The organism is Franconibacter pulveris, assembly GCF_056780215.1.
On the sequence record NZ_CM165555.1, the window covers coordinates 4,361,066 to 4,385,370 of the forward strand.

Genomic DNA, 24,305 nt, shown 5'->3' on the forward strand with positions numbered 1-24,305 from the left:
CTTAAGCCTCACCGAGATAAGCGCGAATAACGTCAGGGTTGTTGCGGATCTGCTCCGGCGTGCCGTTGGCAAGCGGCGTCCCCTGGTTCACCACATAGATTCGGTCCGAAATCCCCATCACCAGCTTCATATCATGCTCAATCAGCAAAATCGTGGTGTTGTGATGATTACGCAGCTCAACGATAAGCTCGTCCAGCTCTTTGGTCTCTTTCGGGTTGAGGCCCGCCGCCGGTTCGTCGAGCATCAGGATCTCCGGCTGCGTCACCATGCAGCGGGCGATTTCCAGACGTCGCTGGTCGCCGTAGGCGAGGTTGCCCGCCTGGCGGTTGGCGTGCTGCAACAGGTTGATACGCTCAAGCCAGGCGGCGGCGCGATCCAGCGCGTCGCTGTGGGCGCGACGAAACGCCGGGGTTTTCAGCAGGCCGGAAAAGAGGCCCGATTTAAGCTGCTGGTGTTGCGCCACCAGCAGGTTTTCGATCACCGTCATTTCACGAAACAGCCGAACGTGCTGGAAGGTGCGCACCACGCCCATACGGGCGATCTGCTGGCCCGGCAAGCCTTCGAGATGCTGGTCGCGCAGCAGGATGGTGCCGCCGGTGGGCTTGTAAAAGCCGGTCAGGCAGTTAAACACCGTGGTCTTGCCCGCCCCGTTGGGGCCAATCAGCGAGACGATTTCCTGCGGGCGCAGCTCCAGCGAGACGTTATTCACGGCAAGCAGACCGCCAAAGCGCATCATCAGGCCGCTGACGGATAATAATGGCTGACTCATGCCTGCTCTCCTTTACCGCTTTTCAGTTTCAGCTGCGGGCGCGTCATTGGCAACAACCCCTGCGGGCGCCAGATCATCATCAGCACCATCAGGCCGCCCAGCACCAGCATGCTGTATTCATTCAGGTCGCGCATCAGTTCACGGGAAACAACCAGCAGAATGGCCGCGAGGATCACGGCGAACTGCGAGCCCATGCCGCCCAGCACCACAATCGCCAGCACAAACGCGGATTCCGCGAAGGTGAAGGACTCCGGGCTGACGAAGCCCTGGCGCGCAGCGAACAGGGTGCCGGCGAAACCGGCGAACGCGGCGCTGATGGTAAAGGCGGTCAGCTTGATGCGCGTCGGGTTCAGGCCCAGCGAGCGACAGGCTATTTCATCTTCGCGCAGCGCTTCCCAGGCGCGACCCAGCGGCATACGCAGCAGACGGTTAATCACAAACAGCGAAAAGACCACCAGCAGTAGCGCCACCATATAAAGCCAGATAACCCGGTCGGACGGGTCGTACTTCACGCCGAAGAAGTTGCTGAAGGTATCCCAGCCGCCTTCGCGCGCGGTGCGGCTAAACTCCAGCCCGAAGAAGGTCGGTTTCGGGATCTGGCTGATGCCGTTCGGGCCGCCGGTGATTTCCGTGTTGTTGAGCAGCAGGATGCGCACAATCTCGCCGAAGCCCAGCGTCACAATCGCCAGGTAGTCGCCGCGCAAACGCAGTACCGGGAAGCCGAGCAGGAAACCCGCCGCCGCCGCAACCAGGCCCGCGAGCGGCAGGCAGGTCCAGAAGCCCAGGCCGTAATAGTGGTTCAGTAATGCGAAGGTATACGCGCCGATGGCGTAGAAACCGCCGTAGCCCAGCACCAACAGGCCGGAAAGCCCCACCACCACGTTCAGGCCAAGGCCGAGGATGATATAAATCATCGTCAGGGTGGCGATATCCACCGTGCCGCGCGAAACCATAAACGGCCAGGCGACGGCAATCAGCAGCAGAAGCAGCAGGAACAGCTTTTGCTTCACCGTCGAGCCATCAATGGCTGGCAGAATAAACTTCGGCCCGGAGACTTTTTTCAGGCTCTGCTGGAAGAACGGACGCAGCAGCTGGAAGAAGAAGACCACGGCGGTGCCGATGAGGATCCACTCCCAGCGCACGTCGGCGGCGGAACCCACCACCAGACGGGTGCCGTCGAGGCTTAACTGCACGCCCATGAAAACGGACGCTAGCACGAAGAACATGGCGGCGGAAAGAATGGCCGCGACAAAATGCATCGGTTTCATACTTTTTCCACCTCCGGACGGCCCAGGATGCCGGTAGGCATTACCAGCAGCACGCCGATTAACAGCGCGAACGAGACCACATCTTTATATTCGGTGCTCAGATAAGCAGAGCAGAGCGCTTCGGTCACGCCGAGTATGAGCCCGCCGATCATCGCGCCCGGAATGCTGCCAATGCCGCCCAGCACCGCGGCGGTGAAGGCTTTCATCCCGGCCATAAAGCCGATGTAAGGGTTGATAACGCCGTAGAACTGGCCGAGCAGCACGCCCGCTACCGCCGCCATCGCCGCGCCAATCACGAAGGTGAGCGCAATAACGCGGTCGGTGTTGATGCCAAGCAGGCTCGCCATTTTTAAATCTTCCGCGCAGGCGCGGCAGGCGCGGCCCATGCGGGAGTAGCGGATAAACAGCGTCAGCGCGAGCATCGCCAGCACGGTCACGACCCAGATAACCAGTTGCATGGTGGTGATGCTGGCGGAGAAGTTTTCGCTGCTGCCTACCGTCCACTGGCCATTAAAGAGGCTTGGCAGCGCGATATCGCGCGAGCCTTCCGTCAGGCTGACGTAGTTTTGCAGAAAGATAGACATGCCAATCGCAGAGATCAGCGCAATCAGGCGCTTGGAGCTGCGCACCGGGCGATAGGCCACGCGCTCGATGCTCCAGCCGTAAGCGCTGGCGATAACAATCGCCCCCACAAACGCGGCGCTAATAAGCAGCCAGCTGGTGTCGATGCCCATCATCATCAGCGCGGCGATGATCATAAACGACACATAACTGCCAATCATATAAACCTCGCCATGGGCGAAGTTAATCATGCCGATAATGCCGTAAACCATGGTGTAGCCGATGGCTATCAGCGCATAAGTGCTGCCCAGCGTGACGCCGTTAAACATCTGCTGGAGAAAATAGAGGAACTGCTCGGACATAACGTAACCTTCTTCAATCCTGCGGGGTTGCCCCGCAGGGGGGATGAACAAGCGCCTCGCCTTATTTCGCCACTGTGGACGAGCCGTCGGCGTGCCACTGGAAGACACCAAACTCAAATCCTTTCAGATCGCCTTTTTCATCCCAGTTCAGCGGCCCAATCACGGTATTCGCACCGTGCGCTTTTAAATCTTTAACCAGCTCCGCCGGTTCGCGGCTGTCGGCGCGCTCAAGCGCGGCAGCGAGCGACTGTACGGCGGCATAAGTTATCCAGACATACGGTCCGCTCGGATCTTTCTTCTGCGCTTTCAGCGCTTCCACCACCGCCTGGTTGGCAGGCTCCTGGTCGTAGCGTTTCGGCATAGTGACCAGCATCCCCTCGCCCGCCTTGCCCGCAATATTAGAAAGCGAAGCGTTGCCTACCCCTTCCGGCCCCATAAACTGCGTTTTCAGACCGGTGGCGCGCGCCTGGCGCAGCATCTGGCCCATCTCCGGGTAGTAGCCGCCGTAGTAAACGAAGTCGATATTCTCTTTTTTCAGGCGCGACAGCAGCGCGGAGAAATCTTTCTCGCCTGCGGTAATGCCGTCAAAGAAAACCACGTTGGCGCCGCCTTTTTTCAGCCCGTCCTGCACTGAACGCGCCAGCCCTTCGCCGTACTGCTGCTTATCATGGATGATGGCGATGCGCTGCGGCTTGACCGTCCCCAGAATGTATTGCGCGGCGGTCGGCCCCTGAGCGGAATCGAGGCCTGCGGTGCGCATAATCATCTTATAGCCGCGCTGCGTCAGCTCCGGATTAGTAGCGCCCGGCGTTATCATCAGAATGCCTTCGTCTTCATAGATGTCTGACGCAGGCTGCGTGGAAGAGGAGCAGAGGTGACCAATCACATACTGAATACCGTCGTTGACGATTTTGTTCGCCACCGCCACGGCCTGTTTTGGATCGCAGGCGTCGTCATATTCCACGCCCACCAGTTTGTCGCCCTTGATGCCGCCTTTGGCATTGATATCGTTAATCGCCTGGCGCGCGCCGTTGAACTCCATATCGCCCCACTGCGCTACCGGCCCGGACATTGCGCCGACAACGGCCACTTTAATTTCTTCAGCGAAAGCCGTTTGCGATACCGCCAGTGCAATCATCCCCGCGATAAATGACTTCGCGTTCCTGTTCATTCTCAAATACCCCATTTGTGACGTGTGTTGCTAATTGGTTTTATTATGGTTAAAAATTATTCTGTTGATTTTATAGACAACGCTATTTTTGCCTGTTTCTTTAATGGCTTAGCGTAGTATTTGCGGAGAATACTAACTAAATCCTCTATTTTTCAGGCGATTAAGCAGAGATAATATTCTGTATTAATGCGGAGATAAACAAAAAAAAGCGCAGCGATTAGCATAAAATATCGATATTATGAGCCAGATAAATCGCTGCCTTTCAGCGTTATCTGCGGGTGTTTTTTCGATCCGCAACGGTTACTACTGCTTTGCTGTTAACACAAAAAGTAATCAGCTAGTGAATAGATAAGAAAGTAAAAGCCGCCAGTAAAAGAAATTAGGTAAACTTAGCTTTATTTCTGTTTGCGGAAACGCCCGTCATGAAACTTACCATTATTCGCCTCGACACCTTTAGCGAGCAGGACTATCTCGACCTCGGCAAAATCTGGCCTGAATACCCCGCTGACTCGCTGCGCGTGGATGAAACGCACCGTATTTACGCCGCTCGTTTTAACGACCGTCTGCTTGGGGCTGTGCGCGTGTTGCTAAACGGCACCGAAGGGACGATGGACTCGCTGCGCGTGCGTGAAGTTACGCGCCGCCGTGGCGTCGGGCATTATCTGATAGAAGAAGCGATTCGCGATAACCCATCGATTACCGACTGGCGGGTAACGGATACCGGCGTGGAAGACCGCAACGTGATGAATGCGTTTATGGCGGCGCTGGGCTTTACCGCACAGCAGGATTGCTGGGTGAAGCGCTTAGAGGCGTGATGGCGGCGGCGTCGCTGTTAAAAGGTGGATGCGCTTCGCTTATCCACCCTATAAAACCGCTCGCACCCCAGCCATTGCAGGACGGGTAAGCTTGCACACCCGCCGTCGTGGGTTGAAGGGTGCAGCTAACGCCACTGTAGCGCGAAAGGCGCAGCAACATATTTCCCCAAGGATTTCGTGCTACAGCAAGGCGGCAAACCCTGAAATCCCCGGGAGCTTACCTCCGTAAGTGACCGGGGTTGAGGGGTGCAGCTAACGCCGCTGTAGCGCGAAAGACGCAGCAACATATTTCCCCAGGGATTTCGTGCTACAGCAAGGCGGCAAACCCTGAAATCCCCGGGAGCTTACATCCGTAAGTGACCAGGGTTGAAGGGTGCAGCTAACGCCGCTGTAGTGCGAAAGACGCCGGGGAAATTATTTGGCGTCGGTGGCCGTGCCGTTAGCATGCCAGGTAAACACGCCGAACTCAAAGCCCTTCAGGTCGCCCTTTTCATCCCAGGAGAGCGGGCCCATCACCGTTTCTACGGAGTTGCCTTTCAGGTATTTGGCGATAGCCGCCGGGTCGTCGCTCTGGTTCAGGCCTGCCGCCAGCGATTGCAGCGCGGCGTAGGTGGTCCAGACGAAAGCGCCGCTCGCATCCTGCTTGTTCGCTTTGATAGCGTCTACAATCGGTTTGTTCGCCGGCACCTGATCGTAGTTCTTCGGCTTGGTAACCAGCATTCCTTCAGCAGATTCGCCTGCGATGTTCGAGAGCGACACGTTCGCTACCCCTTCCGGCCCCATAAACTGGGTTTTCAGGCCCGCTGCACGAGACTGGCGCAGGATCTGCCCCATTTCCGGGTGATAACCGCCGTAGTAAACGAAGTCGATGTTCTCTTTCTTCAGGCGCGCCACCAGGGTGGAGAAATCTTTCTCGCCCGCGGTAATGCCGTCAAAGAAGACCACGTTCGCTTTGCCTTTTTTCAGGTTGTCCTGCACCGCGCGTGCCAGGCCTTCGCCATACTGCTGTTTGTCATGGATGATGGCGATGCGCTGCGGCTTCACTTTCTCCAGAATGTATTTTGCCGCCGTCGGCCCCTGATCGGAGTCCAGACCGGTGGTGCGCAGGATCAGCTGGTAGCCGCGAGCGGTCAGCTCCGGCGCGGTGGCGGCCGGGGTGATCATCAGAATGCCTTCGTCTTCGTAAATGTCAGACGCAGGTTGCGTGGAAGAGGAACAGAGGTGGCCGATAACATATTTAATGCCGTCGTTGACCACTTTGTTCGCTACCGCGACCGCCTGTTTCGGGTCGCAGGCGTCGTCATATTTTACCGCTACGAGCTTATTGCCCTTAATGCCGCCTTTGGCGTTGATGTCTTTAATCGCCTGCTCAGCGCCAGTAAACTCCTGGTCGCCGTACTGCGCTACCGGACCGGACATCGCCCCGACCACCGCGACTTTAATATCTTCCGCCATCGCCGCGCTGCTCATTGCCAGAGCGATACATCCCGCCAGTAAGGCTTTACCCATCATTTTCATCCTGAGCTTCCCCATTGTTATGGTTTTTGCAGTTGTGTTGTTGTTTTGTTTTGACACTTTATTTTAGCTTCACAATAGAGTTCAGCATTTAATGCCATATACGGCGAATACCACCCGTGTCCTGGCAGCATACTCTGCTAAAACATACCCCATTTTTTTGAATTTGGAATCACTATTTTTCACGTCAATATCGGCAGGATATGGCGAAAAAATATACGCCGCGCCAGTCGGGCGGCGTGATATCGGGGTTTACCAGCCTGCGGGCAGATAACCGAGGGCGGAGAGCACGGCATAAACCGCGCTCGCAAGATAGAGCAACACGATGGTCGCCTGAATCAGCGGATGTGTGCTCCAGCTGCACTGCCAGCGCGGCGTAAGCTCCCCTCTGCGGCGGGCGCCTTTAAGAATGAGAATAGGCATGATGGAGAGGATAACTCCGCTGAATACCCCGGCGAAGTAGAGGGCGTTCACAAAGGAGACCATGCCGCTGTAGGCCAGCGCGAAAGGCGGCAGCGCCACAATAAGCAGCACGCCAACGCGCTTAAGCGGCTGCGCGTCGTCGCCCAGGCGGAATTTATCAAAGATATTGGTCAGGAAACTGCCGCCAAGCCCCCAGTAGGAAGTGAGCATGGCGCAGAGCGCGAAAATATTAGCGGAGAAGAAAGCCCACTCGCCCAGCGCGCGTCCCCAGGAGATAGTCGCCACTTCTGAAACCTGCTCCAGCCCGTTGAGCGCAATCACCGAAAGCGGCACAGCGGTAAGCAGCGCGAAGGTCAACGCCATGCCGACGATAATCGCCTTCGGCAGCTTTTCCGGCTTATCGGCAAAACCGCGCGCCATCTCCGGCACGATATATTGCGCCGCAAAGCAAAAGGCGGTGACGTTAAAAACCGGCACCATGTAGCGCCAGTCGCCATCCAGCAGGTAACGAACCTGCGTTGTCTCTTTTAGCAGCGTGGCCACCACCAGCACGCTTATCATCACCACCATGCCGATGCTGATAAATTTCTCGCCGCGGCCGATGGCTTTCAGGCCGAGCCAGAGCACGCCCGCCGCCGGGATAAAAAAGAGCAGGCTGCCCATGGCGGGCGACAAACCAAACAGCGAGTGAAGGAGTTTACCGCTGCCGGTCATGTAGGCGGTGAGCGCCCCTACGCTGTTGACGCAAACCGAGGCGAACATCATCCAGGCGCCGAACCGCCCGACATAGCGCGCCGCCAGGCCGCTCAGCTGTAAGTGCGAGCGGGTGCGCAGCGTGGCTTCCGCAACATAGAGCATGGTGATGGTGGTCAGCGTGCCGACGAGCGCCAGCCAGAAGAGCAGCGGCAAAAAGCCTGCTTTGCTGGAGGCGTAAGCGATGGAAAGCACCCCGGCGCCAATATTAGTGCCGACGATCATCGCGACGCCTTCCACGAAGCTTAACGATTTAGCGGGTGCGGCGGTCCGTTCGCGGGCGCGCCAGAGCGAGGCGGGAGTCGTGTTTTCAGACATAATTCTTCCTTAAATATCCGACGGCTGAAGGCGCCGGTAGCGAGTGTGTTCACGTGTTTGACTTTTTTGCTTTTAATGAGAGTTAAGCGTCCGGCTTAAAGGCGCGGTCCCTGCCTGAGAGCCCAAAGGCGCGCTGTCATGGCCTGTCGAACGATAACAGGCCATAACGCAGGCGCCCTCGGGATGTCCGGTTCCCTTAGCGCGTTAAGGCGCGGGAGAGAATGTCGAGCGCTTTGCTGAACTGCGCGTCGGGAATAGTGAGCGGATAAAGGAAACGGATGACGTTGCCGTAAACGCCGCAGCTCAGCAGCAGCAGCCCTTCCTGCTGGGCACGGGCCTGCACTTCGCGAGTGAATTCCGGCGAAGGCTTGCCGGTTTGCGGATCGTTAAACTCCACCGCCACCATTGAGCCCTGCGCGCGGATATCGGCAATGGCCGGACAGCGCTCGCGCGCCTGCTTTAGCACTTCAACCAGATGCAGGCCGAGCCCCTGGGCACGCTGGCACAGGTTTTCCTGCTCAATGACATCCAGCACGGCGTGGGCCGCCGCTACCGCTAACGGGTTGCCGGCATAGGTGCCGCCAAGGCCGCCCGGCGCGGGCGCATCCATCACGTCGGCACGCCCTACCACGCCGGAGAGCGGCATGCCGCCCGCCAGGCTTTTCGCCATGGTGATAAGGTCTGCCTTCACGCCGTAATGCTCCATGGCGAAGAGCTTGCCGGTGCGGGCGAAGCCGGTCTGCACTTCGTCGGCAATCAGCAGAATGCCGTGCTCGTCACACAGCGCGCGCAGCGCCTGCATAAAGGCGGGCGGCGCCACGTTAAAGCCCCCTTCGCCCTGCACCGGCTCGAGGATAATGGCCGCCACCTGATCCGGGGCGATATCCGCTTTGAAGATGCGCTCAAGGCTCGCCATGGCGTCGTCAACCGAAACGCCGTGCAGCTCGTTCGGGTACTGACCGTGGTAAACGGAACCGGGGAACGGCCCGAAGCCGATTTTATAAGGCGCCACTTTGCCGGTAAGCGCCATGGTCATAAAGGTACGGCCATGGAACCCGCCGCCAAAGGTAATCAGCCCCGGGCGGCGCGTATAAGCGCGGGCGATTTTAACGGCGTTTTCCACCGCTTCCGCGCCGGTCGTAAAAAACGCGGTTTTCGCCGGGCCGTTGACCGGGGCGCGCTCGTTGATGCGCTCAGCCAGCGACACATAGCTTTCGTAAGGAACGATCTGGTAGGCGGTATGGGTAAACGCCTGCAGCTGTTTTTCAATCGCCGCGACGACCATCGGGTGACGGTGACCGGTGTTCAGCACCGCGATGCCCGCGGCAAAGTCGATAACTTCGTTGCCTTCCACGTCCCACAGGGTCGCGTTTTCGGCTTTCTCGGCGTAAAAACCGCACATGACGCCAACACCGCGTGGGGTGGCGCTCTGACGACGTTGATTCAAATCTGAATTTTTCACCCTCAATCTCCTGCTGATAAACGTCACTTTTTAGCAACAAACCTGAAACAGTGACGTTTATTTACCCAGTCTATGGCCCTATAATCGAGTACCAGTCTGGTTTAATTGAGGGATCCAATTGCGTTCTTTAGTGGCCGACCTCTTAGCCGTCCGGCTCGGCGAGCAGCAGGACGAATTGCTACACAAGCGACTCTATAACGCTATCCGCCTGTCGATTCTGGACGGCAGCCTGCCGCCGCAATGCCGCCTTCCTCCCACCCGGGATCTTGCCCGTGAACTTGGCCTTTCACGCAACACAATTTTAACAGTTTATGAACAATTGCTGGCGGAAGGATATGTTTTGTCTCGTCAGGGAAGCGGAACATTCGTCGCCGATGTGGCGCCGGACAAACTGTTATCTGCGCCGGTAATGGCGCCTGGGGAGCATATTGACGCACCCCCTGCCAGCTACTCTTCCCGAGGGAAATGGCTGCTGGATCACATCAGCGCCAGCCCGCGCCAGTGGGGAGCCTTTATTCCCGGCGTGCCGGATGTGAACGCTTTTCCCCATCAGCTTTTCAGTAAAATGCAGGCGCGCATCAGCCGCCGTCCTACGCCGCAGCGCCTCACCTACAGCAGCCAGGGCGGCACGCCGGAGCTGCAACATGCGCTGGCGAATTATCTGCGGGTAGCCCGTTCGGTCCAGTGCTCGCCGGAACAGGTGTTGATCACCGAAGGCATTCATCAGGCCATCGATCTGGTGGCGCGCATGTTGTGCGACCGCGGCGATGAAGCCTGGGTGGAAGAGCCTTCTTACTGGGGGATACGCAACGTTCTCCAGATGAACGACGTGAAAATTTGTCCGGTGCCGGTGGACTCCGCCGGCCTGGTTCCGCCGGAGCGCACAAACGCCGCGCCGCGCCTGATCTTCGTTACCCCTTCTCACCAGTACCCGCTCGGCGCGGTGATGAGCCTGGAGCGCCGTCAACGGCTGCTGGCATTAGCGCGCCAGAACGGCAGCTGGATTGTGGAAGATGATTATGACAGCGAATTTCGCTTCTCCGGCCAGCCAATTCCGGCGCTACAGGGGCTAATGCCCGACCCGCCGGTGATTTACATCGGCACCTTCAGCAAAACGCTCTATCCGGGGCTGCGGCTGGGCTATGTCGTGCTGCCGCGCGCGCTGGCGCAGGAGATGAAAGCGGCGCACGCCGAGCTTTATCGCGGCGGCCATTCGCTTATCCAGGCGGCGCTGGCGGAGTTTATCGAAGCGGGCCATTACAGCGCCCACATCCGGCGCATGCGCCTGCTTTACGGGCGGCGGCGCGCCTTCCTCACCGGGCTGATAACCCGTTATCTTGGCCCGCAGGCGCTTTCCGACTTCAGCGATAACGCCGGGCTGCATCTGGTGCTGAACCTGCCGCCAGAGGCGGACGATATCGCCATCGCAAAGCGTGCCAACGCTCGCGATATCCTGGTGCGGCCGCTCTCCAGTTACTACCTGACGGAAAACCGGCGGCGCGGCCTGCTGATGGGGTTTGCCTGCGTGCCAGAGGAGAAAATGGAGGGGGCGTTTAAGGCATTGATGCAATGCATTAATGAAATCTGCCCGCAGGCAGCCGAAGGGCTATAAAAACAAAACGCCCCACGGCCGGAGGCTCAGCGGGGCGTTCACGGGACTGACGCGGGTTACGCTTCGATAGCGGCGCGCAGTTTTTTCATCGCATTCTTTTCAAGCTGACGTACGCGTTCGGCGGAAACGCCGTAACGGTCGGCCAGCTCCTGCAGCGTGCTCTTGTTGTCTTCATCCAGCCAACGGGCGCGGATGATCTGCTGGCTGCGCTCGTCCAGGCCCTGCATCGCGTAGGTGAGTTTGTCCGCAGCGTGCTCATCCCAGTTATCGTCTTCGATGCCATCGGCGAAGTTCGACGATTTATCCTGCAGATAGAGTACCGGCGCCATAGGCTGACCTTCGCCAGCGTCATCATCGGAGGACATGTCAAACGTCATGTCCTGCGCCGCCATACGCGACTCCATCTCGCGCACGTCTTTGCTGGAAACGCCCAGCTCGCGGGCCACCATTTCCACTTCGTCCTGGTTAAACCAGCCCAGACGCTGCTTGGTTTTACGCAGGTTAAAGAACAGCTTGCGCTGCGCTTTAGTGGTAGCGACTTTCACGATGCGCCAGTTGCGCAGCACGTACTCGTGAATTTCCGCTTTAATCCAGTGCACGGCGAAAGAGACCAGGCGCACGCCCACTTCCGGGTTAAAGCGACGCACGGCTTTCATCAGGCCGATATTGCCTTCCTGAATCAGGTCCGCCTGCGGCAGGCCATAGCCTGCGTAATTACGGGCAATATGAACAACAAAGCGCAGGTGAGACAGGATCAGCTTTTTAGCTGCTTCCAGATCGCCCTGGTAATGCAGCCTTTCAGCCAGCGCCCGCTCTTCGTCTGCCGACAACATCGGCCAGGCGTTGGCGGCCCGGATATAAGACTCCAGGTTACCTACCGGGGCTAAAGCTAAATTTTGCATTTCTTTGGTCATTCAAATCCTCTCATTCGACATCTTACCGGCGTTGGTATGTCCCCATCAGGCAACAGACGCACCGGCGTTGTGAGCAACGAGACTACCATTCGCTCATCACTATGACAGTGATTTTATCCACAAGTTCCATGCGGAACTGTGAATAAATTACACACATTCTGTGACAGAGCAATGAAAAACGCGGCAAGAGGTACAGCGGTGATAAGCGTTACTGCATCCCCTGCAACGGGAACTCGTAGCAGGGGATGATTATAACAAATATTTTTTATTCGGGGGTAAAGTGACGTAAATGTTGCACGGTGGCAAGCCAGGCGGCCAGCCAGCCGATCATCGAGCAAACCAGCAGCAACAACAGGCACTCATCGAAAGACAAACCGTTGATTTCAAAAGTGGTTCCGAAAACCTTCGCCACGTCAGAGACCGCGCTGGAGAGCCGCAGCACCAAAATTTCTGAAAGAATCAGTGAAAGTAAAGCGCCCGAAAAGCCAAGTAAAGCCCCGCCATACAGGAACGGACGCAGGATAAACCCATCCGTTGCGCCAATCAGTTTCTGCACGTTGATGGTGTCGCGCCGGGCGAAAATGCTCAGACGCACGCTGTTGCCGATAACCAGGAACACCGCGGCGACCATCAGCACGCCGATCATCGCCGACACGCGGCCCACAAGGCTTGTCAGCGCCGCCAGGCGGGCGAACCAGCTGTCGTCCATACGCACTTCATCAATGCCGTGAATACGGGAGATGCGATCGCGCAGCGTGGTGAGCGCTTCGGTGCCCTGGAAATCCAGTTTCGGCACGACGACCGCCACGGCGGGCAGCGGGTTTTCTTCCAGCATATCCAGCGCGCCGCCAAAGCCCGACCAGTTGCGGAACTCGCCAAGCGCCTCATCGCGCGACAGGTAATTCACCTTTTCCACGCCTTGCTCGGCCTGAAGCTGCCCCACCACCTGTTGCGCAGCATCATCATCCAGCGTCTTGTCGAAATAGACGGTGATTTGCGGCGAAGGATAATACTGCGAGGCCGCCTGGTTGACGTTTTTGTAAACCATATAGCAGACGCTTGGCAACGTCAGAGAGATGGCGATAACCATCACCGTCAGAAACGTCGCGAACGGCTTGCTTTTCAGGTCCGCCAGCGCGCCCTGCCAGGCGTAACGCATCTGCTCGTTAATGCCGCCCTTACGGGATTTACCTTTGCCGCTCGTCGCCTTCGCACGCTTTGGCGAAGGCTTGCCCGGTTCGCCCCCGCGCCGCTGTTGGTTGTAATCGTTCAGCTTGTTGCTGAAGCGGCGAATCTGATTAAGCGCGTCGCGTTTATTCACCAGCCAGGCCTCCATGCAAATGCCCGTCGCTCAGGGATAACACGCGGTACGCACGGCGGGAGATAAGCCCGGTGTCATGCGTCGCCATCAGTACAGTTACCCCTACGCGATTAAACTCCTCAAAAAGACGCAAAATCCCTTCCGAGAGCGCGTCGTCCAGGTTGCCGGTCGGTTCATCCGCCAGCAGCACCGCCGGTTTGTTCACCACCGCACGGGCGATGCCGACGCGCTGCTGCTCGCCGCCGGAGAGTTGAATCGGAAAGTTTTTCGCTTTGTCCAGCAGCCCCACTTTATCCAGCGCCGCCGACACGCGACGACGAATGTCTTCGCCGCTGGCGCCGGCGATAATCAGCGGGATCGCCACATTATCGTAAACCGTTCTGTCCATCAGCAGATGGTGATCCTGAAAGATCATGCCAATCTGGCGGCGCAGGAACGGCACTTCGCGGTTTTTCAGACGGCTGATTTCATGACCGCTGAAAAAAATCTTGCCGGCGCTGGGCCGCTCAATGCCGCAAATGAGCTTGAGCAGGGTGCTTTTCCCGGCGCCGGAATGGCCGGTCAGAAACGCCATCTCGCCCGGCTGCAGGTGGAAAGTCACCCCCTGCAGCGCTTGTCTCCCACCGAGATAGGCTTTGCTGACGTGTTCAAAGCGAATCATTGTTAATCCTCTCGGGCAAAAAGTGCCTCAATAAAATCGCCCGCGTTAAACGGACGCAAATCTTCAATACGTTCACCGACGCCGATATAGCGAATCGGAATGTGGAACTGGTCCGCCACCGAGAAGATAACGCCCCCTTTGGCGGTGCCGTCGAGCTTGGTCAGTGTAATGCCGGTCAGCCCAACCGCTTCGTGGAACAGCTTCGCCTGGCTTACCGCGTTCTGCCCGGTGCTGGCGTCGATGGTGAGCATCACTTCATGCGGCGCGTCCACATCGAGCTTTTTCATCACGCGCACAATCTTTTTCAACTCTTCCATCAGGTGCGCTTTATTCTGCAAACGCCCTGCGGTGTCGGCAATCAACACGTCAACATTACGCGCTTTCGCCGCCTGGATGGCGTCGAAGATAACCGAGGCGGAATCCGCGCCGGTGTGCTGAGCGATAACCGGAATATTGTTGCGCTGGCCCCAAACCTGAAGCTGCTCAACCGCCGCCGCGCGGAACGTATCCCCGGCCGCCAGCATGACGGTCTTGCCCTGTTGCTCGAACTGGCGCGCCAGCTTGCCGATGGTGGTGGTTTTACCCACGCCGTTTACGCCAACCATCAGAATCACGAACGGGCTCTTGCCTTCAATATTAAGCGGCTCATCCACTTTCGCGAGAATGTCGCCCATCTCTTCTTTCAGCAGACCGTAGAGCGCTTCGGCGTCGCGCAGCTGTTTACGGCTGGCCCCTTCGGTGAGATGGTTGATGATGCGGCGCGTGGTTTCCACGCCGACATCCGCAATCAACAGCTGTTCTTCCAGTTCCTCGAACAGATCGTCGTCGATTTTTTTGCCGCGGAACAGACTGATAAATCCGGAACCGAGATTCTCTTTGGTTTTCAGCAGGCTGCGCTTAAGTCGGGCGAAGAAACCTTCTTTGGTCGGTTTCTCCTGCTCAACGGGCGCCGCTTCTTCAGCGGTTTCCGGCGCGTCTTGCGCCTCGAGGTCATCAAGAACCTCTTCCGCTTCCGGCTGCGCCGCCAGGGCCAGCGCCGCGAGCTCTTCCTCGTCGATGGCCTCTTCCTGCGACTCGATTTCCTGCTCCGGCTGCCAGGCTTCCGGCTCCGCTTCTGCGGTTATCTCTTCCGGCAACGGCAGCGTTTCATGCTCAACCTCAGCGATGGGCTCTGGCTCAATGGCGGCCACGACCTCGGGTTCCGCCTCAAGCGGCGCAGCTTGCTGGACAGTTTCCTGCTCTTCATGAGCGGCGGCCGCCTCTTGCTCTTGCGCTATCTGCTCGCTGACGTCCACCACATCCTGCGCAAACGTCTCCGATTCCGCGAGCGTGTGCGGCTCGGCCTGTTCTTCGCGCTGCGCTTCTTCAGGCGCGACGGGCGTGGCTTCAGCCGGTTTTTCTTCAACCGCCTGCTGCTCTGCTACTTGTTGTTCTTCCTGCGCTGGCGCCTCGTCTTTCTGGCCAAAACCGAGCCAGGAAAAAAAGCCACGTTTTTTCTCTTTTGCCATTGGCGAATACACTCCTCGCGGTTAAGTCATGGCGCAGTCCCGTCGTCACCGCGCGGGTACTGAAAAAATTGCAAATGAATACGTTAGTCTACCACTTTCCCTGCGGGGCGGCACGCGAGGGGATTGAGGTTTCGTCCGCCCCTCTGCGCCGCTAGAATAGCAGGCCAGATTGTTGAGCGCAGTGAGCATAATGAAGAAACCCACCACCTCCGGCAGCGGACAGATCCGCATTATTGGCGGGCAGTGGCGCGGCCGGAAACTTCCGGTCCCCGACAGCCCCGGCCTTCGTCCCACCACTGACAGGGTGCGCGAAACCCTGTTTAACTGGCTCGCCCCTTATCTGGTGGACGCCCGCTGCCTCGACTGTTTCGCCGGCAGCGGCGCGCTGGGCCTTGAGGCGCTCTCGCGCTATGCGGCAAAAGCCACGCTGCTTGAGATGGAGCGCGGCGTCGCGCAGCAGTTACAAAAGAACCTCGCTACGCTTAAGGCGAGCAACGCACAGGTAGTGAACACTAACACACTTAATTACCTTAACCAGCCGGGCGAGCCGTACGACATCGTCTTTGTCGACCCGCCTTTTCGTAAAGGCTTGCTGGAAGAGACGCTGAAACTGCTGGAAACGCGGGGTTGGCTTGCCAACGGCGCGATGGTCTATGTTGAAAGCGAAGTGGAAAACGGCCTGCCGCCAGTGCCGGCAAACTGGCGGCTGCATCGCGAAAAAGTCGCGGGACAGGTTGCTTACCGCCTTTATTCGCTTGAAACGCAAGGAGAAGAAGATGTTGATTAATCTGGGTCGCCTGTTGATGCTCTGCGTCTGGGCCTTTCTTATTCTGAATATCGTTCAGCCTTTCCCGCGGCCGCTCAATATCTTCGTCAACGTGGCGCTGATCTTTATGGTGCTGATGCACGGACTGCAGTTGAGCCTGCTGAAAGCGACACAGCCGAAAGAGGGACCGGCGCTGAGCCGCGCGCAGCAGTTGCGCATTTTTATCTTTGGCGTGTTTGAACTTCTCGCCTGGCAGAAACAGCAAAAGCGCCCGCGTTAACGGGCCGGGTCGGGGACGAAGCGAATAAAGCGTGTCCCCTGATAGCTGAGCGTGCCGGTCTCTCCCACCGTTAACGCATGATATTGCCCCGCCTCCAGACGAAACGTCATCGCCAGCCCGCCGTCTGGCGCCCGAAAGCTCGCCTCATAACGCATCGTCTGCGCAGGCGGCGCCACCTCGCGCTGGCGAGAGCGCTGCTCGTTCGCCGCTTTTTCACGTTTGTTCATCACTTTCATACGCTTTTCCACCACCGGCGCGGCGTCATTGGCACCGTTTTCGCGCCGCTGATGCATAAAGCGGAATGAAGCGGCAACAACGATTAAGAGGATGATAATAATGAAAAAAAGCGGTGGTTTACTCATGCTGGCTGCCTGAATTGCGGATACATTTTAAGAATACCCCGTAGCGCCTGACGTTGTCATCCCGACGCTTCGACCACTAGACTGAAAGGTAGAGCCGTGCGCTGAGCGCACCCGTTACCATAACTGATTCAGGGACTTATCATGCTTTGGTCGTTTATTGCTGTCCTTCTTTCCGGCTGGCTGTATGTGGATGCCTCCTACCGTGGTCCGGCGTGGCAACGCTGGGTATTTAAGCCGCTTACGCTGCTCTTGCTGCTGTTGCTCGCCTGGCAGGCGCCGCTGGCGGAACCCGTGGGCTATCTGGTGCTTGCCGGGCTGGTCGCGACGCTTGCGGGCGATGCGCTGACGCTGTTGCCGCGCCAACAGTTGCTCTATGCCACCGGGGCGTTTTTCCTTTCGCACCTGCTTTACACCATCTATTTCGCCAGCCAGATGTCGATGTCTTTCTTCTGGCCGCTGCCGCTGGCGCTGCTGGTGATTGGCGCGGCGCTTATCGCCACCATCTGGACGCGGCTTGATACGCTGCGCTGGCCGGTCTGCACGTATATCGGCATGACGCTGGTCATGGTGTGGCTTGCGGGCGAGCTTTATTTCTTCCGCCCGACCGATACCAGTTTCTCCGGCTTTGTGGGCGCGTCGCTGTTGCTGCTCGGCGTTATCGTCTGGCTCGGCAGCCATTACCGTAAGCGCTTTACCGCCGACAGCGCCATCGCAGCGGCCTGTTACTTCGCCGGCCACTTCATGATCGTGCGTTCGCTTTATCTCTGATAACCAGCGAAAACTCGCTTTTCTCCCTTGACTCTGGAGCCGACTCCAGAGTGTATCCTCCGGTAATGAGAAAATTATCGTTACCGGAGGATGCCATGCCCTCTTCTTCTCCTGGCCCCGTTAAAACGCCGCAATTCGCGAAGCTGAAGCTCAATCCATTGCCTGAAGCGAAGCCCTGCTGCTCAGAGGGTACGTGCGCGGCGGATGCGCCGAAAGCCACGCCGGACATCGCCGCTCGTCTGAGCTGGCGCGTGGAGGGGATGGACTGCGCCGCCTGCGCGCGCAAGGTAGAGAATGCCGTGCGACAGGTTCCCGGCGTACGCCAGGTACAGGTTGCGTTCGCCACCGAAAAACTGCTGGTAGACGCGCCGGATGAAGCCCGTGAAGCGATAGCGCGCGCCGTCAGCGCGGCGGGTTACACGCTGCGCGACACCCGCGCGCCGGTGGTCGACACCGCCAACTGGCGCGATTACCTGCCCATTATCACCCTCCTCTCGCTGATGCTTATCAGCTGGGGCCTTGAGCGTTTCAACCACCCTTACGGCAAGCTGGCTTTCGTGGCGACCACGCTGGTCGGCCTGTGGCCTGTGGCGCGGCAGGCGTTCCGGCTGATGCGCAGCGGCAGCTGGTTTGCCATAGAGACGCTGATGAGCGTGGCGGCGACGGGCGCCTTAATCATCGGCGCGACCGCCGAAGCGGCGATGGTGCTGCTGCTGTTTCTCATTGGCGAGCAGCTGGAAGGCTGGGCGGCGAAGCGCGCGAGAAAAGGCGTCAGCGCGCTGGTGGCGCTGCGCCCGGAGACCGCCGTGCGTCTGCGCAACGGCCAGCGTGAAAGCGTGGCGCTGGAAACTCTGCGTCCCGGCGATGTGATAGAGGTGGCGGCGGGCGGGCGCTTGCCCGCGGACGGCAGGCTGCTTTCTCCTTTCGCAAGCTTTGATGAAAGCGCCCTGACGGGTGAGTCGCTGCCCGTTGAGCGTCAACAGGGGGAAAAAGTGGCGGCGGGCGCCACCAGCGTGGACAGGCTGGTGCAGCTTGAGGTGACGAGCGAACCGGGCGACAGCGCTATAGACCGTATCCTTCGGCTGATTGAAGAAGCGGAAGAGCGCCGCGCGCCCATCGAGCGTTTCATTGACCGCTTCAGCCGCCTCTATACGCCCGCGATCATGCTGCTGGCGTTGCTGGTCATGGTTATCCCCCCACTCTTTTTTGCCGCCGCCTGGCAGGAGTGGATTTATAAAGGGCTGGCACTGCTGCTGATTGGCTGCCCCTGCGCGCTGGTTATCTCCACGCCTGCGGCTATCACGTCGGGCCTTGCCGCCGCTTCGCGGCGTGGCGTGCTAATAAAAGGGGGCGCGGCGCTGGAGATGTTAGGCCGCGTGCGGCAGATAGCGTTTGATAAAACCGGCACGCTGACCGCCGGAAAGCCGCACGTCACGGCGATAACCGCCGAGCGAGGCCTGGAAGAGGCCGCCTTGCTGGCCTTTGCCGCCGCCGTTGAACAGGGCAGCACGCACCCGCTGGCGCAGGCCATCATTCATGAGGCGGAGCAGCGTAACGTGGCGCCGTTGCGAACCCGGGCGCAGCGTACGCTGGCGGGCGTAGGCGTGGAAGCCGAAGTGGAAGGACGCGTCGTGCGCCTTAGCGCGCCGGATAAAACCCTGCTGGAGATACCGGACCGCTGGCGACAGCGGATCCGCGAGCAAGAGGCGCAGGGGCAGACGGTGGTGCTTGTAGAATGTGAAGGCGAACTGCTCGGCACGCTGGCGCTGCGCGATACGCTTCGCCCGGACGCTCGCGAGGCGGTAGAACGCCTTCGCGCGCTGGGCATTCAGAGCGTAATGCTGACGGGGGATAATCCGCGCGCTGCGGCAGCCATCGCCGGTGAAGCAGGCATGGATTACCGCGCAAACCTGCTGCCTGGCGATAAGGTCGCGGCCATCAACGAGCTTAACCGCCGCGCGCCGCTGGCGATGGTGGGCGACGGCATTAACGACGCGCCCGCCATGAAGGCTTCCGCCATTGGCATCGCCATGGGCAACGGCACCGACGTAGCGCTGGAAACCGCCGATGCGGCGCTGACCCACAGTCGCCTGACGGAACTGCCGTCGGTGATAAAACTCGCTCGCGCGACTCACCGCAACATCCGGCAGAATGTCGCTATCGCGCTGGGGTTAAAGGGCATTTTTCTGGTCACCACGCTGCTCGGCATCACCGGCCTGTGGCTGGCGGTGCTGGCGGATACGGGCGCCACGGTGCTGGTAACCGCCAACGCCCTGCGGCTGCTGCGTAAAGGGCGGTGAGGGGTATACAGGTAAAACGGGGTGGCGCTGCGCTTACCCATACGACAACAAACCACCGTCGGTGCGGTGGTTGTGGTTTATGGCGGCGGCCCTTTTGCCGCGAACCGGGATAGTTAAGGGGGCGGCGAGCCCTCTTAATATCATCGCGTGAGGGAGCGCGTCATGGAAAGCCCGCGCTTCGGCAAACAGGCCCTTCCGCCGCCCCAACAGCGTATCCAGGGCGGCTAAGCGCAACGTTAACCAACCCTTTACATCATTCCCAACACTCTCGGCAGCCAGAGCGATATCGCCGGAATGTAGGTCACCATCACCAGCACAAGCAGCAGCACGACGTAGAAGGGCAGCATGGAGCGCACCACCGCTTCAATCTTCTGCTTGCTGACCGCGCTTGCCACAAACAGCACCGAACCCACCGGCGGGGTAATCAGGCCGATCCCGAGGTTCACCATCATGATCATGCCGAAATGCACCGGATCGATGCCAAGCGAGTTGGTCACCGGCAGCAACACGGGGGTGAGGATCAGGATAATCGGCGCCATATCCATCAGCGTGCCGATAAGCAGCAGCATGATGTTGAGATACATCAGAATGACGTACTTGTTATCCGAGAGCGACGTAAAAAACTCGGTGATGCGCGTCGGCAGCTGCATGTAGGTCATTACCGCGCCAAACGCCGCCGCGAAGCCTATCAGGATCATGACGATAGTGACGGTTTTTACCGTACGGCAAAGCAGTTTCGGCAGCTCATTCCATTTGTAGTCGCGGTAAATAAACATCGTGACGAAGAAGGCCCAGACGCAGGCGACCGCCGCCGATTCCGTCGCGGTAAATACCCCCGTCAGAATGCCGCCCAGGATAATCACTACCGTCATCAGCCCCCAGAGCGCGTCGACAAAAATCTTCAACGCCTGTTTCATTGGGATAGCCTCGCCTTTCGGGTAGCCGCGTTTACGCGCAAAAGCCAGGCAGAGCGTCATGAGACTCAGACCAAGCAGCACGCCCGGCAATACGCCAGCGATAAACAGCGTGGCGATGGAGACCGTGCCGCCCGCCGCCAGTGAATAAATCACCGAGTTATGGCTTGGCGGAATGAGGATAGCCTGCACCGAACCGCTCGCTGTCACCGCCGCCGCGTAGTCGCGCGGGTAGCCCTTTTTCTCCATCTCCGGGATCATCACGCTGCCGATAGAGGCCGTATCCGCAACCGACGAGCCGGAAATGGCGCCGAAAAAGGTGGAAGCGACAATGTTCACCAGCGACAGGCCGCCTCGCACAAATCCGACAAACAGGTAGGCGAAGTTCACCAGACGGCGCGCAATGCCCCCTTCCGCCATAATGGCGCCCGCGAGGATAAAGAACGGAATAGCCAGCAGCGTGAATTTATTCACCCCGCTGGTGATTTGAATCATCAGCGCTTCCAGCGGCAGCTCGATCCACAACGCGCCCGCCACAGCGCTTAACCCTACGGCGAAAGCCACCGGCATGCCCACCGCCAGCAACACCGCCAGGGTGGCCAGTAAAATGAATGCGTCCATTGGTATGTCACCCCGTCAGCTGTGGTTGCCAATCAGCACTACCGGGCGGTTCTCCTGGGAACCGAACAGCAGGCGTTCAATGACGAACAGGATTAAGATCGCCGCGCCGATGGGCAGCGGCAGGTAAGTTTCCCCGGAGGTGACGACAGGGAACTCCGCGACAGGCTGCTCCCACAGTTCGAGGCAAAGAAAGTAGCTGTAGTAGAACATCACCAGCGAGATGACCAGCATCAGGGCGTCCACAACGCGCGCCAGCAGGCCCTGCCAGAACGGCGGCAGACGGTCGGTCAGCATGTTCACCGCGATGTGCGACCCGGCGCGGTACCCCACGGCCGCGCCAATAAACGTGAACGTCACCATGCAGATAATGGCGACCGGCTCCGGCCAGGACTCCGCACGGTTGAGAACATAGCGGGAGAAAACGTTAATCGGGATGATAACGGTCATCACCACCAGCGCCAGCCCGGCGACGGCCATGGCGAACAGGTAAAGCTTGTCCATACAGGATAAGTAAAAGCGGGACATAACGCCTCCGGGAAAAGGTGCAGCGCCGGTTGTCCGGCGCAGGGAATTACTGAACGTCCGCTATCGCTTTCATCAGATCCTGGTGCTTCGCGCCGTATTGCTGGCGCACAGGCTCAGTGGCCTTCACAAACCAGGCTTTGTCGATGTCGTGGAACTGCACGCCGCCCGCTTTCATCTTGTCGAGGGCCTGCTTGTTGTAGGCATTCCAGAGCTCGCGCTGCTCCATTTGCGCTTCGCGGGCGAGCTTCAGGATGGTTTGCTGCTGTTCGGGCTTGAGTTTGTCCCACTTCGCTTTGGAATAAAGCAGCATTTCCGGAATGATAAAGTGGCCGCTCAGGGTGTAGTTTTTAGCGACCGGCAGGTAGTTGTGGGCGATATAGGTCGGCGGGTTGTTCTCCGCGCCGTCAATCACACCGGTTTGCAGGCCGCTGTAAACCTCGCTCACCCCCATCGCGACCGCGCTCGCGCCCATGTCTTTCAGCGTGGCGAGCGCTACCGGGCTGCCCTGTACGCGGATTTTCATCCCGCTCAGGTCTTCAGGCTTCGCCACGGCGTTTTTGGTAATGAGGTTGCGGGTGCCGGAATCCATCCAGCCCAGGAAAACCAGGCGAGATTTCGGGTTGCTGGTGAGTTTATCGCCAATCTGCTTGCCGATGTCGCCGTCGATAACCTTATGCATATGGTCTTCATCGCGGAAAACGTAAGGCAGCGTGAAGACTTCAATTTCCGGCAGGATGGCGGCGACGGGCGCCATCGAGACGCGAATCATGTCGATGGCGCCCATCTGCGCCTGTTCAATCATCTGTTTTTCATCGCCCAGCACGCCGCCCGGAAACACTTTAATCTCCAGCTCGCCATTAGTCTGCTGTTTGAGTTTATCGCCCATATGCTGGACGGCGACGACATTCGGGTACCCTTGCGGATGAACATCGGCAGCTTTGATCACCTGCGCCGACGCGGCGGTCGCAAACATCAGTGACGCGGTGGACAGGCACAGGCCAGCCAGGCCTGTTAATAAGGTCTTTTTCATCGGGTCAGCTCCAGCAGAGTAAGAGGCAAGATATAAAACGCTGTTTTGATTTGCCGCTTAAAACTAGCTTAAGCCTGGTAAAACGGAGGTGAAGCGCCTCACAAAAGTGAAAGCTTTGAAACAAGGTTTTAAAAAGAATGTGACGAAGGTTCAGGGCAGCCGCTTAATCGGGACTGCCCACGCATTATCAGTGGCCTTTGCGCAAGATATAGCGATAGGGCAGCGTTTCCGTCTGCTGGGCAAGCAATTCATGTTCCATAAAACGGCAAAAGCCCGGAATATCACGGGTGGTGGCCGGGTCATCGGCAATAATAAGCAGCGTCTCGCCTGCCTGCATATGGCGAACGGTTTTACGCACCATCATTACCGGTTCCGGGCAACGCAGCCCCTGAGCGTCCAGCGTATGGTCGGGATTGGCGAACAGGTCGGTCATTTTATTCTCGGATCAGTCAAAAACCGCCTTAGTTTACGCGCAGACGTCAGGGGCGCAAGCGAGCTTAACGATTGCGTTAAAATTAACCATTGCATTGACGACGTAAAGCAGTATTATGCGGCGGCTTTTGCGCAAACGCGCCGCGTCTGCCCTCAAGCAAGAATGAACTGGGTTCCCTCACCCCAACTAACAAAAAGGTCACAATATGACGCCCTTTACTTCAAGCCAGCGCCGCCGTGCGCTCGTCTGGCTTTCGCTGTTTCATTTGCTGGTTATCACGTCCAGTAACTACCTGGTGCAACTGCCGGTTTCCATTTTCGGTTTTCACACCACCTGGGGCGCGTTCAGCTTCCCGTTTATTTTTCTGGCAACCGACCTGACCGTGCGCATTTTTGGCGCGCCGCTGGCTCGGCGCATTATTTTCGCGGTAATGGTGCCGGCGCTGCTGATTTCTTACGTGGTCTCGTCGCTTTTCTACATGGGAAGCTGGCAAGGGTTCGGCGCGCTTGCGCACTTTAACCTGTTCGTTGCCCGTATCGCCACGGCGAGCTTTATGGCTTACGCCCTTGGGCAGATTCTGGATGTGCATGTCTTTAACCGTCTGCGCCAGAGCCGCCAGTGGTGGCTTGCGCCCGGCGCCTCCCTGCTGCTTGGCAATATCAGCGACACGCTGTCGTTCTTCTTTATCGCCTTCTGGCGAAGCCCCGATCCGTTCATGGCCGAGCACTGGATGGAAATCGCTGCGGTGGACTACGGCTTTAAGGTGCTTATCAGCATTATTTTCTTCCTGCCGATGTATGGCGTGCTGCTGAATATGCTGTTGAAAAAACTGGCAGATAAATCCGATTTCTCCGCGTTGCAGCACGGTTAAAC

Annotated in this window: 23 protein-coding genes; 7 read left to right on the top strand and 16 right to left on the bottom strand. The window is 58.4% G+C overall.

Features of this window, described 5'->3' with window-relative positions; genetic code table 11:
* Nucleotide 1 precedes the first annotated feature (1 nt).
* The 4 genes from livG to livK all read right to left on the bottom strand — a co-directional run bounded on the left by livG (nt 2) and on the right by livK (nt 4,131).
* On the bottom strand, nt 2–769 hold the full coding sequence (livG, locus tag ACU4F7_RS20645) for a high-affinity branched-chain amino acid ABC transporter ATP-binding protein LivG (protein ID WP_024557055.1): 768 nt from the start codon (nt 767–769) through the stop codon (nt 2–4).
* A complete protein-coding gene (locus ACU4F7_RS20650) occupies nt 766–2,037 on the bottom strand; it encodes a high-affinity branched-chain amino acid ABC transporter permease LivM (protein WP_481637668.1) in 1,272 nt (423 codons plus the stop codon). Before ACU4F7_RS20650 ends, livG begins: the two co-directional genes overlap by 4 nt.
* Nucleotides 2,034–2,960 (bottom strand): high-affinity branched-chain amino acid ABC transporter permease LivH, encoded by a 927-nt coding sequence (gene livH, locus ACU4F7_RS20655; protein WP_024557057.1) that lies wholly within the window; start codon nt 2,958–2,960, stop codon nt 2,034–2,036. Before livH ends, ACU4F7_RS20650 begins: the two co-directional genes overlap by 4 nt.
* A 61-nt stretch (nt 2,961–3,021) precedes the next feature.
* A complete protein-coding gene (gene livK, locus ACU4F7_RS20660) occupies nt 3,022–4,131 on the bottom strand; it encodes a high-affinity branched-chain amino acid ABC transporter substrate-binding protein LivK (protein ID WP_029590608.1) in 1,110 nt (369 codons plus the stop codon).
* Between the two features lie 422 nt (nt 4,132–4,553).
* Between livK and panM the strand changes: the two genes are divergently transcribed.
* Nucleotides 4,554–4,946: an aspartate 1-decarboxylase autocleavage activator PanM gene (gene panM, locus ACU4F7_RS20665; protein ID WP_481637669.1), complete on the top strand. Its 393-nt coding sequence runs from the start codon at nt 4,554–4,556 to the stop codon at nt 4,944–4,946.
* Between the two features lie 414 nt (nt 4,947–5,360).
* On the opposite strand, the gene ACU4F7_RS20670 is transcribed toward panM, so the two are convergent.
* The 3 genes from ACU4F7_RS20670 to ACU4F7_RS20680 all read right to left on the bottom strand — a co-directional run bounded on the left by ACU4F7_RS20670 (nt 5,361) and on the right by ACU4F7_RS20680 (nt 9,417).
* Entirely contained in the window at nt 5,361–6,464 is a 1,104-nt protein-coding gene (locus ACU4F7_RS20670) for a branched-chain amino acid ABC transporter substrate-binding protein (RefSeq protein ID WP_152977077.1), read from the bottom strand.
* Between the two features lie 249 nt (nt 6,465–6,713).
* A complete protein-coding gene (locus ACU4F7_RS20675) occupies nt 6,714–7,955 on the bottom strand; it encodes an aromatic amino acid transport family protein (protein WP_481637670.1) in 1,242 nt (413 codons plus the stop codon).
* 196 nt (nt 7,956–8,151) lie between these two features.
* Nucleotides 8,152–9,417 carry a 4-aminobutyrate--2-oxoglutarate transaminase gene (locus ACU4F7_RS20680; protein WP_481637671.1) on the bottom strand — a complete coding sequence of 422 codons (1,266 nt, stop codon included), beginning with the start codon at nt 9,415–9,417 and terminating at the stop codon, nt 8,152–8,154.
* A gap of 118 nt (nt 9,418–9,535) precedes the next feature.
* Between ACU4F7_RS20680 and pdxR the strand changes: the two genes are divergently transcribed.
* On the top strand, nt 9,536–11,029 hold the full coding sequence (gene pdxR, locus ACU4F7_RS20685; protein ID WP_481637672.1) for a MocR-like pyridoxine biosynthesis transcription factor PdxR: 1,494 nt from the start codon (nt 9,536–9,538) through the stop codon (nt 11,027–11,029).
* A 56-nt stretch (nt 11,030–11,085) separates the two neighbouring features.
* On the opposite strand, the gene rpoH is transcribed toward pdxR, so the two are convergent.
* From rpoH to ftsY, 4 genes are all read right to left on the bottom strand, one after another.
* A complete protein-coding gene (gene rpoH, locus ACU4F7_RS20690; protein ID WP_024557064.1) occupies nt 11,086–11,943 on the bottom strand; it encodes an RNA polymerase sigma factor RpoH in 858 nt (285 codons plus the stop codon).
* Nucleotides 11,944–12,208: 265 nt separating this feature from the next.
* Nucleotides 12,209–13,264, bottom strand: a complete 1,056-nt coding sequence (ftsX, locus tag ACU4F7_RS20695; protein WP_035887361.1) for a permease-like cell division protein FtsX — start codon at nt 13,262–13,264, stop codon at nt 12,209–12,211.
* Nucleotides 13,257–13,925 carry a cell division ATP-binding protein FtsE gene (ftsE, locus tag ACU4F7_RS20700; RefSeq protein WP_029590614.1) on the bottom strand — a complete coding sequence of 223 codons (669 nt, stop codon included), beginning with the start codon at nt 13,923–13,925 and terminating at the stop codon, nt 13,257–13,259. The genes ftsX and ftsE overlap by 8 nt, the downstream gene beginning before the upstream one ends.
* A 2-nt stretch (nt 13,926–13,927) precedes the next feature.
* Nucleotides 13,928–15,433, bottom strand: a complete 1,506-nt coding sequence (gene ftsY, locus ACU4F7_RS20705) for a signal recognition particle-docking protein FtsY (RefSeq protein ID WP_481637673.1) — start codon at nt 15,431–15,433, stop codon at nt 13,928–13,930.
* 190 nt (nt 15,434–15,623) lie between these two features.
* Here ftsY and rsmD point away from each other — a divergent pair, with 190 nt between their 5' ends.
* Both rsmD and ACU4F7_RS20715 read left to right on the top strand, forming a co-directional pair.
* Nucleotides 15,624–16,220, top strand: coding sequence for a 16S rRNA (guanine(966)-N(2))-methyltransferase (gene rsmD, locus ACU4F7_RS20710; RefSeq protein WP_481637674.1), 597 nt, complete (start codon nt 15,624–15,626; stop codon nt 16,218–16,220).
* The gene (locus ACU4F7_RS20715) at nt 16,210–16,479 is read left to right on the top strand and encodes a DUF1145 family protein (protein ID WP_024557069.1); all 270 of its coding nucleotides are present in this window, start codon (nt 16,210–16,212) and stop codon (nt 16,477–16,479) included. Before rsmD ends, ACU4F7_RS20715 begins: the two co-directional genes overlap by 11 nt.
* Here the strand turns inward: ACU4F7_RS20715 and ACU4F7_RS20720 are convergent.
* Complete coding sequence (locus tag ACU4F7_RS20720; protein ID WP_029590617.1) at nt 16,476–16,841, bottom strand: DUF2500 domain-containing protein; 366 nt, start codon at nt 16,839–16,841, stop codon at nt 16,476–16,478. The genes ACU4F7_RS20715 and ACU4F7_RS20720 overlap by 4 nt on opposite strands.
* A 141-nt stretch (nt 16,842–16,982) precedes the next feature.
* On the opposite strand from ACU4F7_RS20720, the gene ACU4F7_RS20725 reads away from it, so the two are divergent.
* Both ACU4F7_RS20725 and zntA read left to right on the top strand, forming a co-directional pair.
* On the top strand, nt 16,983–17,609 hold the full coding sequence (locus ACU4F7_RS20725) for a lysoplasmalogenase (protein ID WP_029590618.1): 627 nt from the start codon (nt 16,983–16,985) through the stop codon (nt 17,607–17,609).
* 95 nt (nt 17,610–17,704) lie between these two features.
* Nucleotides 17,705–19,909 carry a Zn(II)/Cd(II)/Pb(II) translocating P-type ATPase ZntA gene (gene zntA / locus ACU4F7_RS20730; protein ID WP_481637675.1) on the top strand — a complete coding sequence of 735 codons (2,205 nt, stop codon included), beginning with the start codon at nt 17,705–17,707 and terminating at the stop codon, nt 19,907–19,909.
* A 248-nt stretch (nt 19,910–20,157) separates the two neighbouring features.
* Here zntA and ACU4F7_RS20735 read toward each other — a convergent pair whose 3' ends face one another.
* The 4 genes from ACU4F7_RS20735 to tusA all read right to left on the bottom strand — a co-directional run bounded on the left by ACU4F7_RS20735 (nt 20,158) and on the right by tusA (nt 23,432).
* On the bottom strand, nt 20,158–21,444 hold the full coding sequence (locus ACU4F7_RS20735) for a TRAP transporter large permease (RefSeq protein ID WP_481637676.1): 1,287 nt from the start codon (nt 21,442–21,444) through the stop codon (nt 20,158–20,160).
* 15 nt (nt 21,445–21,459) lie between these two features.
* Complete coding sequence (locus ACU4F7_RS20740) at nt 21,460–21,969, bottom strand: TRAP transporter small permease (protein WP_481637677.1); 510 nt, start codon at nt 21,967–21,969, stop codon at nt 21,460–21,462.
* A gap of 46 nt (nt 21,970–22,015) precedes the next feature.
* Nucleotides 22,016–22,999, bottom strand: a complete 984-nt coding sequence (locus tag ACU4F7_RS20745; protein WP_029590623.1) for a TRAP transporter substrate-binding protein — start codon at nt 22,997–22,999, stop codon at nt 22,016–22,018.
* A 187-nt stretch (nt 23,000–23,186) separates the two neighbouring features.
* A complete protein-coding gene (tusA, locus tag ACU4F7_RS20750) occupies nt 23,187–23,432 on the bottom strand; it encodes a sulfurtransferase TusA (RefSeq protein WP_024557076.1) in 246 nt (81 codons plus the stop codon).
* A 205-nt stretch (nt 23,433–23,637) separates the two neighbouring features.
* On the opposite strand from tusA, the gene ACU4F7_RS20755 reads away from it, so the two are divergent.
* Nucleotides 23,638–24,303, top strand: a complete 666-nt coding sequence (locus ACU4F7_RS20755) for a 7-cyano-7-deazaguanine/7-aminomethyl-7-deazaguanine transporter (RefSeq protein WP_481637678.1) — start codon at nt 23,638–23,640, stop codon at nt 24,301–24,303.
* The last annotated feature ends 2 nt before the right edge of the window (nt 24,304–24,305 follow it).

Coding starts and splice junctions, on each gene's coding strand:
- livG (WP_024557055.1), bottom strand. CDS start 769: ATGAGTCAGCCATTATTATCCGTCAGCGGCCTGATGATGCGCTTTGGC.
- ACU4F7_RS20650 (WP_481637668.1), bottom strand. CDS start 2,037: ATGAAACCGATGCATTTTGTCGCGGCCATTCTTTCCGCCGCCATGTTC.
- livH (WP_024557057.1), bottom strand. CDS start 2,960: ATGTCCGAGCAGTTCCTCTATTTTCTCCAGCAGATGTTTAACGGCGTC.
- livK (WP_029590608.1), bottom strand. CDS start 4,131: ATGAACAGGAACGCGAAGTCATTTATCGCGGGGATGATTGCACTGGCG.
- panM (WP_481637669.1), top strand. CDS start 4,554: ATGAAACTTACCATTATTCGCCTCGACACCTTTAGCGAGCAGGACTAT.
- ACU4F7_RS20670 (WP_152977077.1), bottom strand. CDS start 6,464: ATGAAAATGATGGGTAAAGCCTTACTGGCGGGATGTATCGCTCTGGCA.
- ACU4F7_RS20675 (WP_481637670.1), bottom strand. CDS start 7,955: ATGTCTGAAAACACGACTCCCGCCTCGCTCTGGCGCGCCCGCGAACGG.
- rpoH (WP_024557064.1), bottom strand. CDS start 11,943: ATGACCAAAGAAATGCAAAATTTAGCTTTAGCCCCGGTAGGTAACCTG.
- ftsE (WP_029590614.1), bottom strand. CDS start 13,925: ATGATTCGCTTTGAACACGTCAGCAAAGCCTATCTCGGTGGGAGACAA.
- ftsY (WP_481637673.1), bottom strand. CDS start 15,433: ATGGCAAAAGAGAAAAAACGTGGCTTTTTTTCCTGGCTCGGTTTTGGC.
- rsmD (WP_481637674.1), top strand. CDS start 15,624: ATGAAGAAACCCACCACCTCCGGCAGCGGACAGATCCGCATTATTGGC.
- ACU4F7_RS20715 (WP_024557069.1), top strand. CDS start 16,210: ATGTTGATTAATCTGGGTCGCCTGTTGATGCTCTGCGTCTGGGCCTTT.
- ACU4F7_RS20720 (WP_029590617.1), bottom strand. CDS start 16,841: ATGAGTAAACCACCGCTTTTTTTCATTATTATCATCCTCTTAATCGTT.
- ACU4F7_RS20725 (WP_029590618.1), top strand. CDS start 16,983: ATGCTTTGGTCGTTTATTGCTGTCCTTCTTTCCGGCTGGCTGTATGTG.
- zntA (WP_481637675.1), top strand. CDS start 17,705: ATGCCCTCTTCTTCTCCTGGCCCCGTTAAAACGCCGCAATTCGCGAAG.
- ACU4F7_RS20735 (WP_481637676.1), bottom strand. CDS start 21,444: ATGGACGCATTCATTTTACTGGCCACCCTGGCGGTGTTGCTGGCGGTG.
- ACU4F7_RS20740 (WP_481637677.1), bottom strand. CDS start 21,969: ATGTCCCGCTTTTACTTATCCTGTATGGACAAGCTTTACCTGTTCGCC.
- ACU4F7_RS20745 (WP_029590623.1), bottom strand. CDS start 22,999: ATGAAAAAGACCTTATTAACAGGCCTGGCTGGCCTGTGCCTGTCCACC.
- tusA (WP_024557076.1), bottom strand. CDS start 23,432: ATGACCGACCTGTTCGCCAATCCCGACCATACGCTGGACGCTCAGGGG.
- ACU4F7_RS20755 (WP_481637678.1), top strand. CDS start 23,638: ATGACGCCCTTTACTTCAAGCCAGCGCCGCCGTGCGCTCGTCTGGCTT.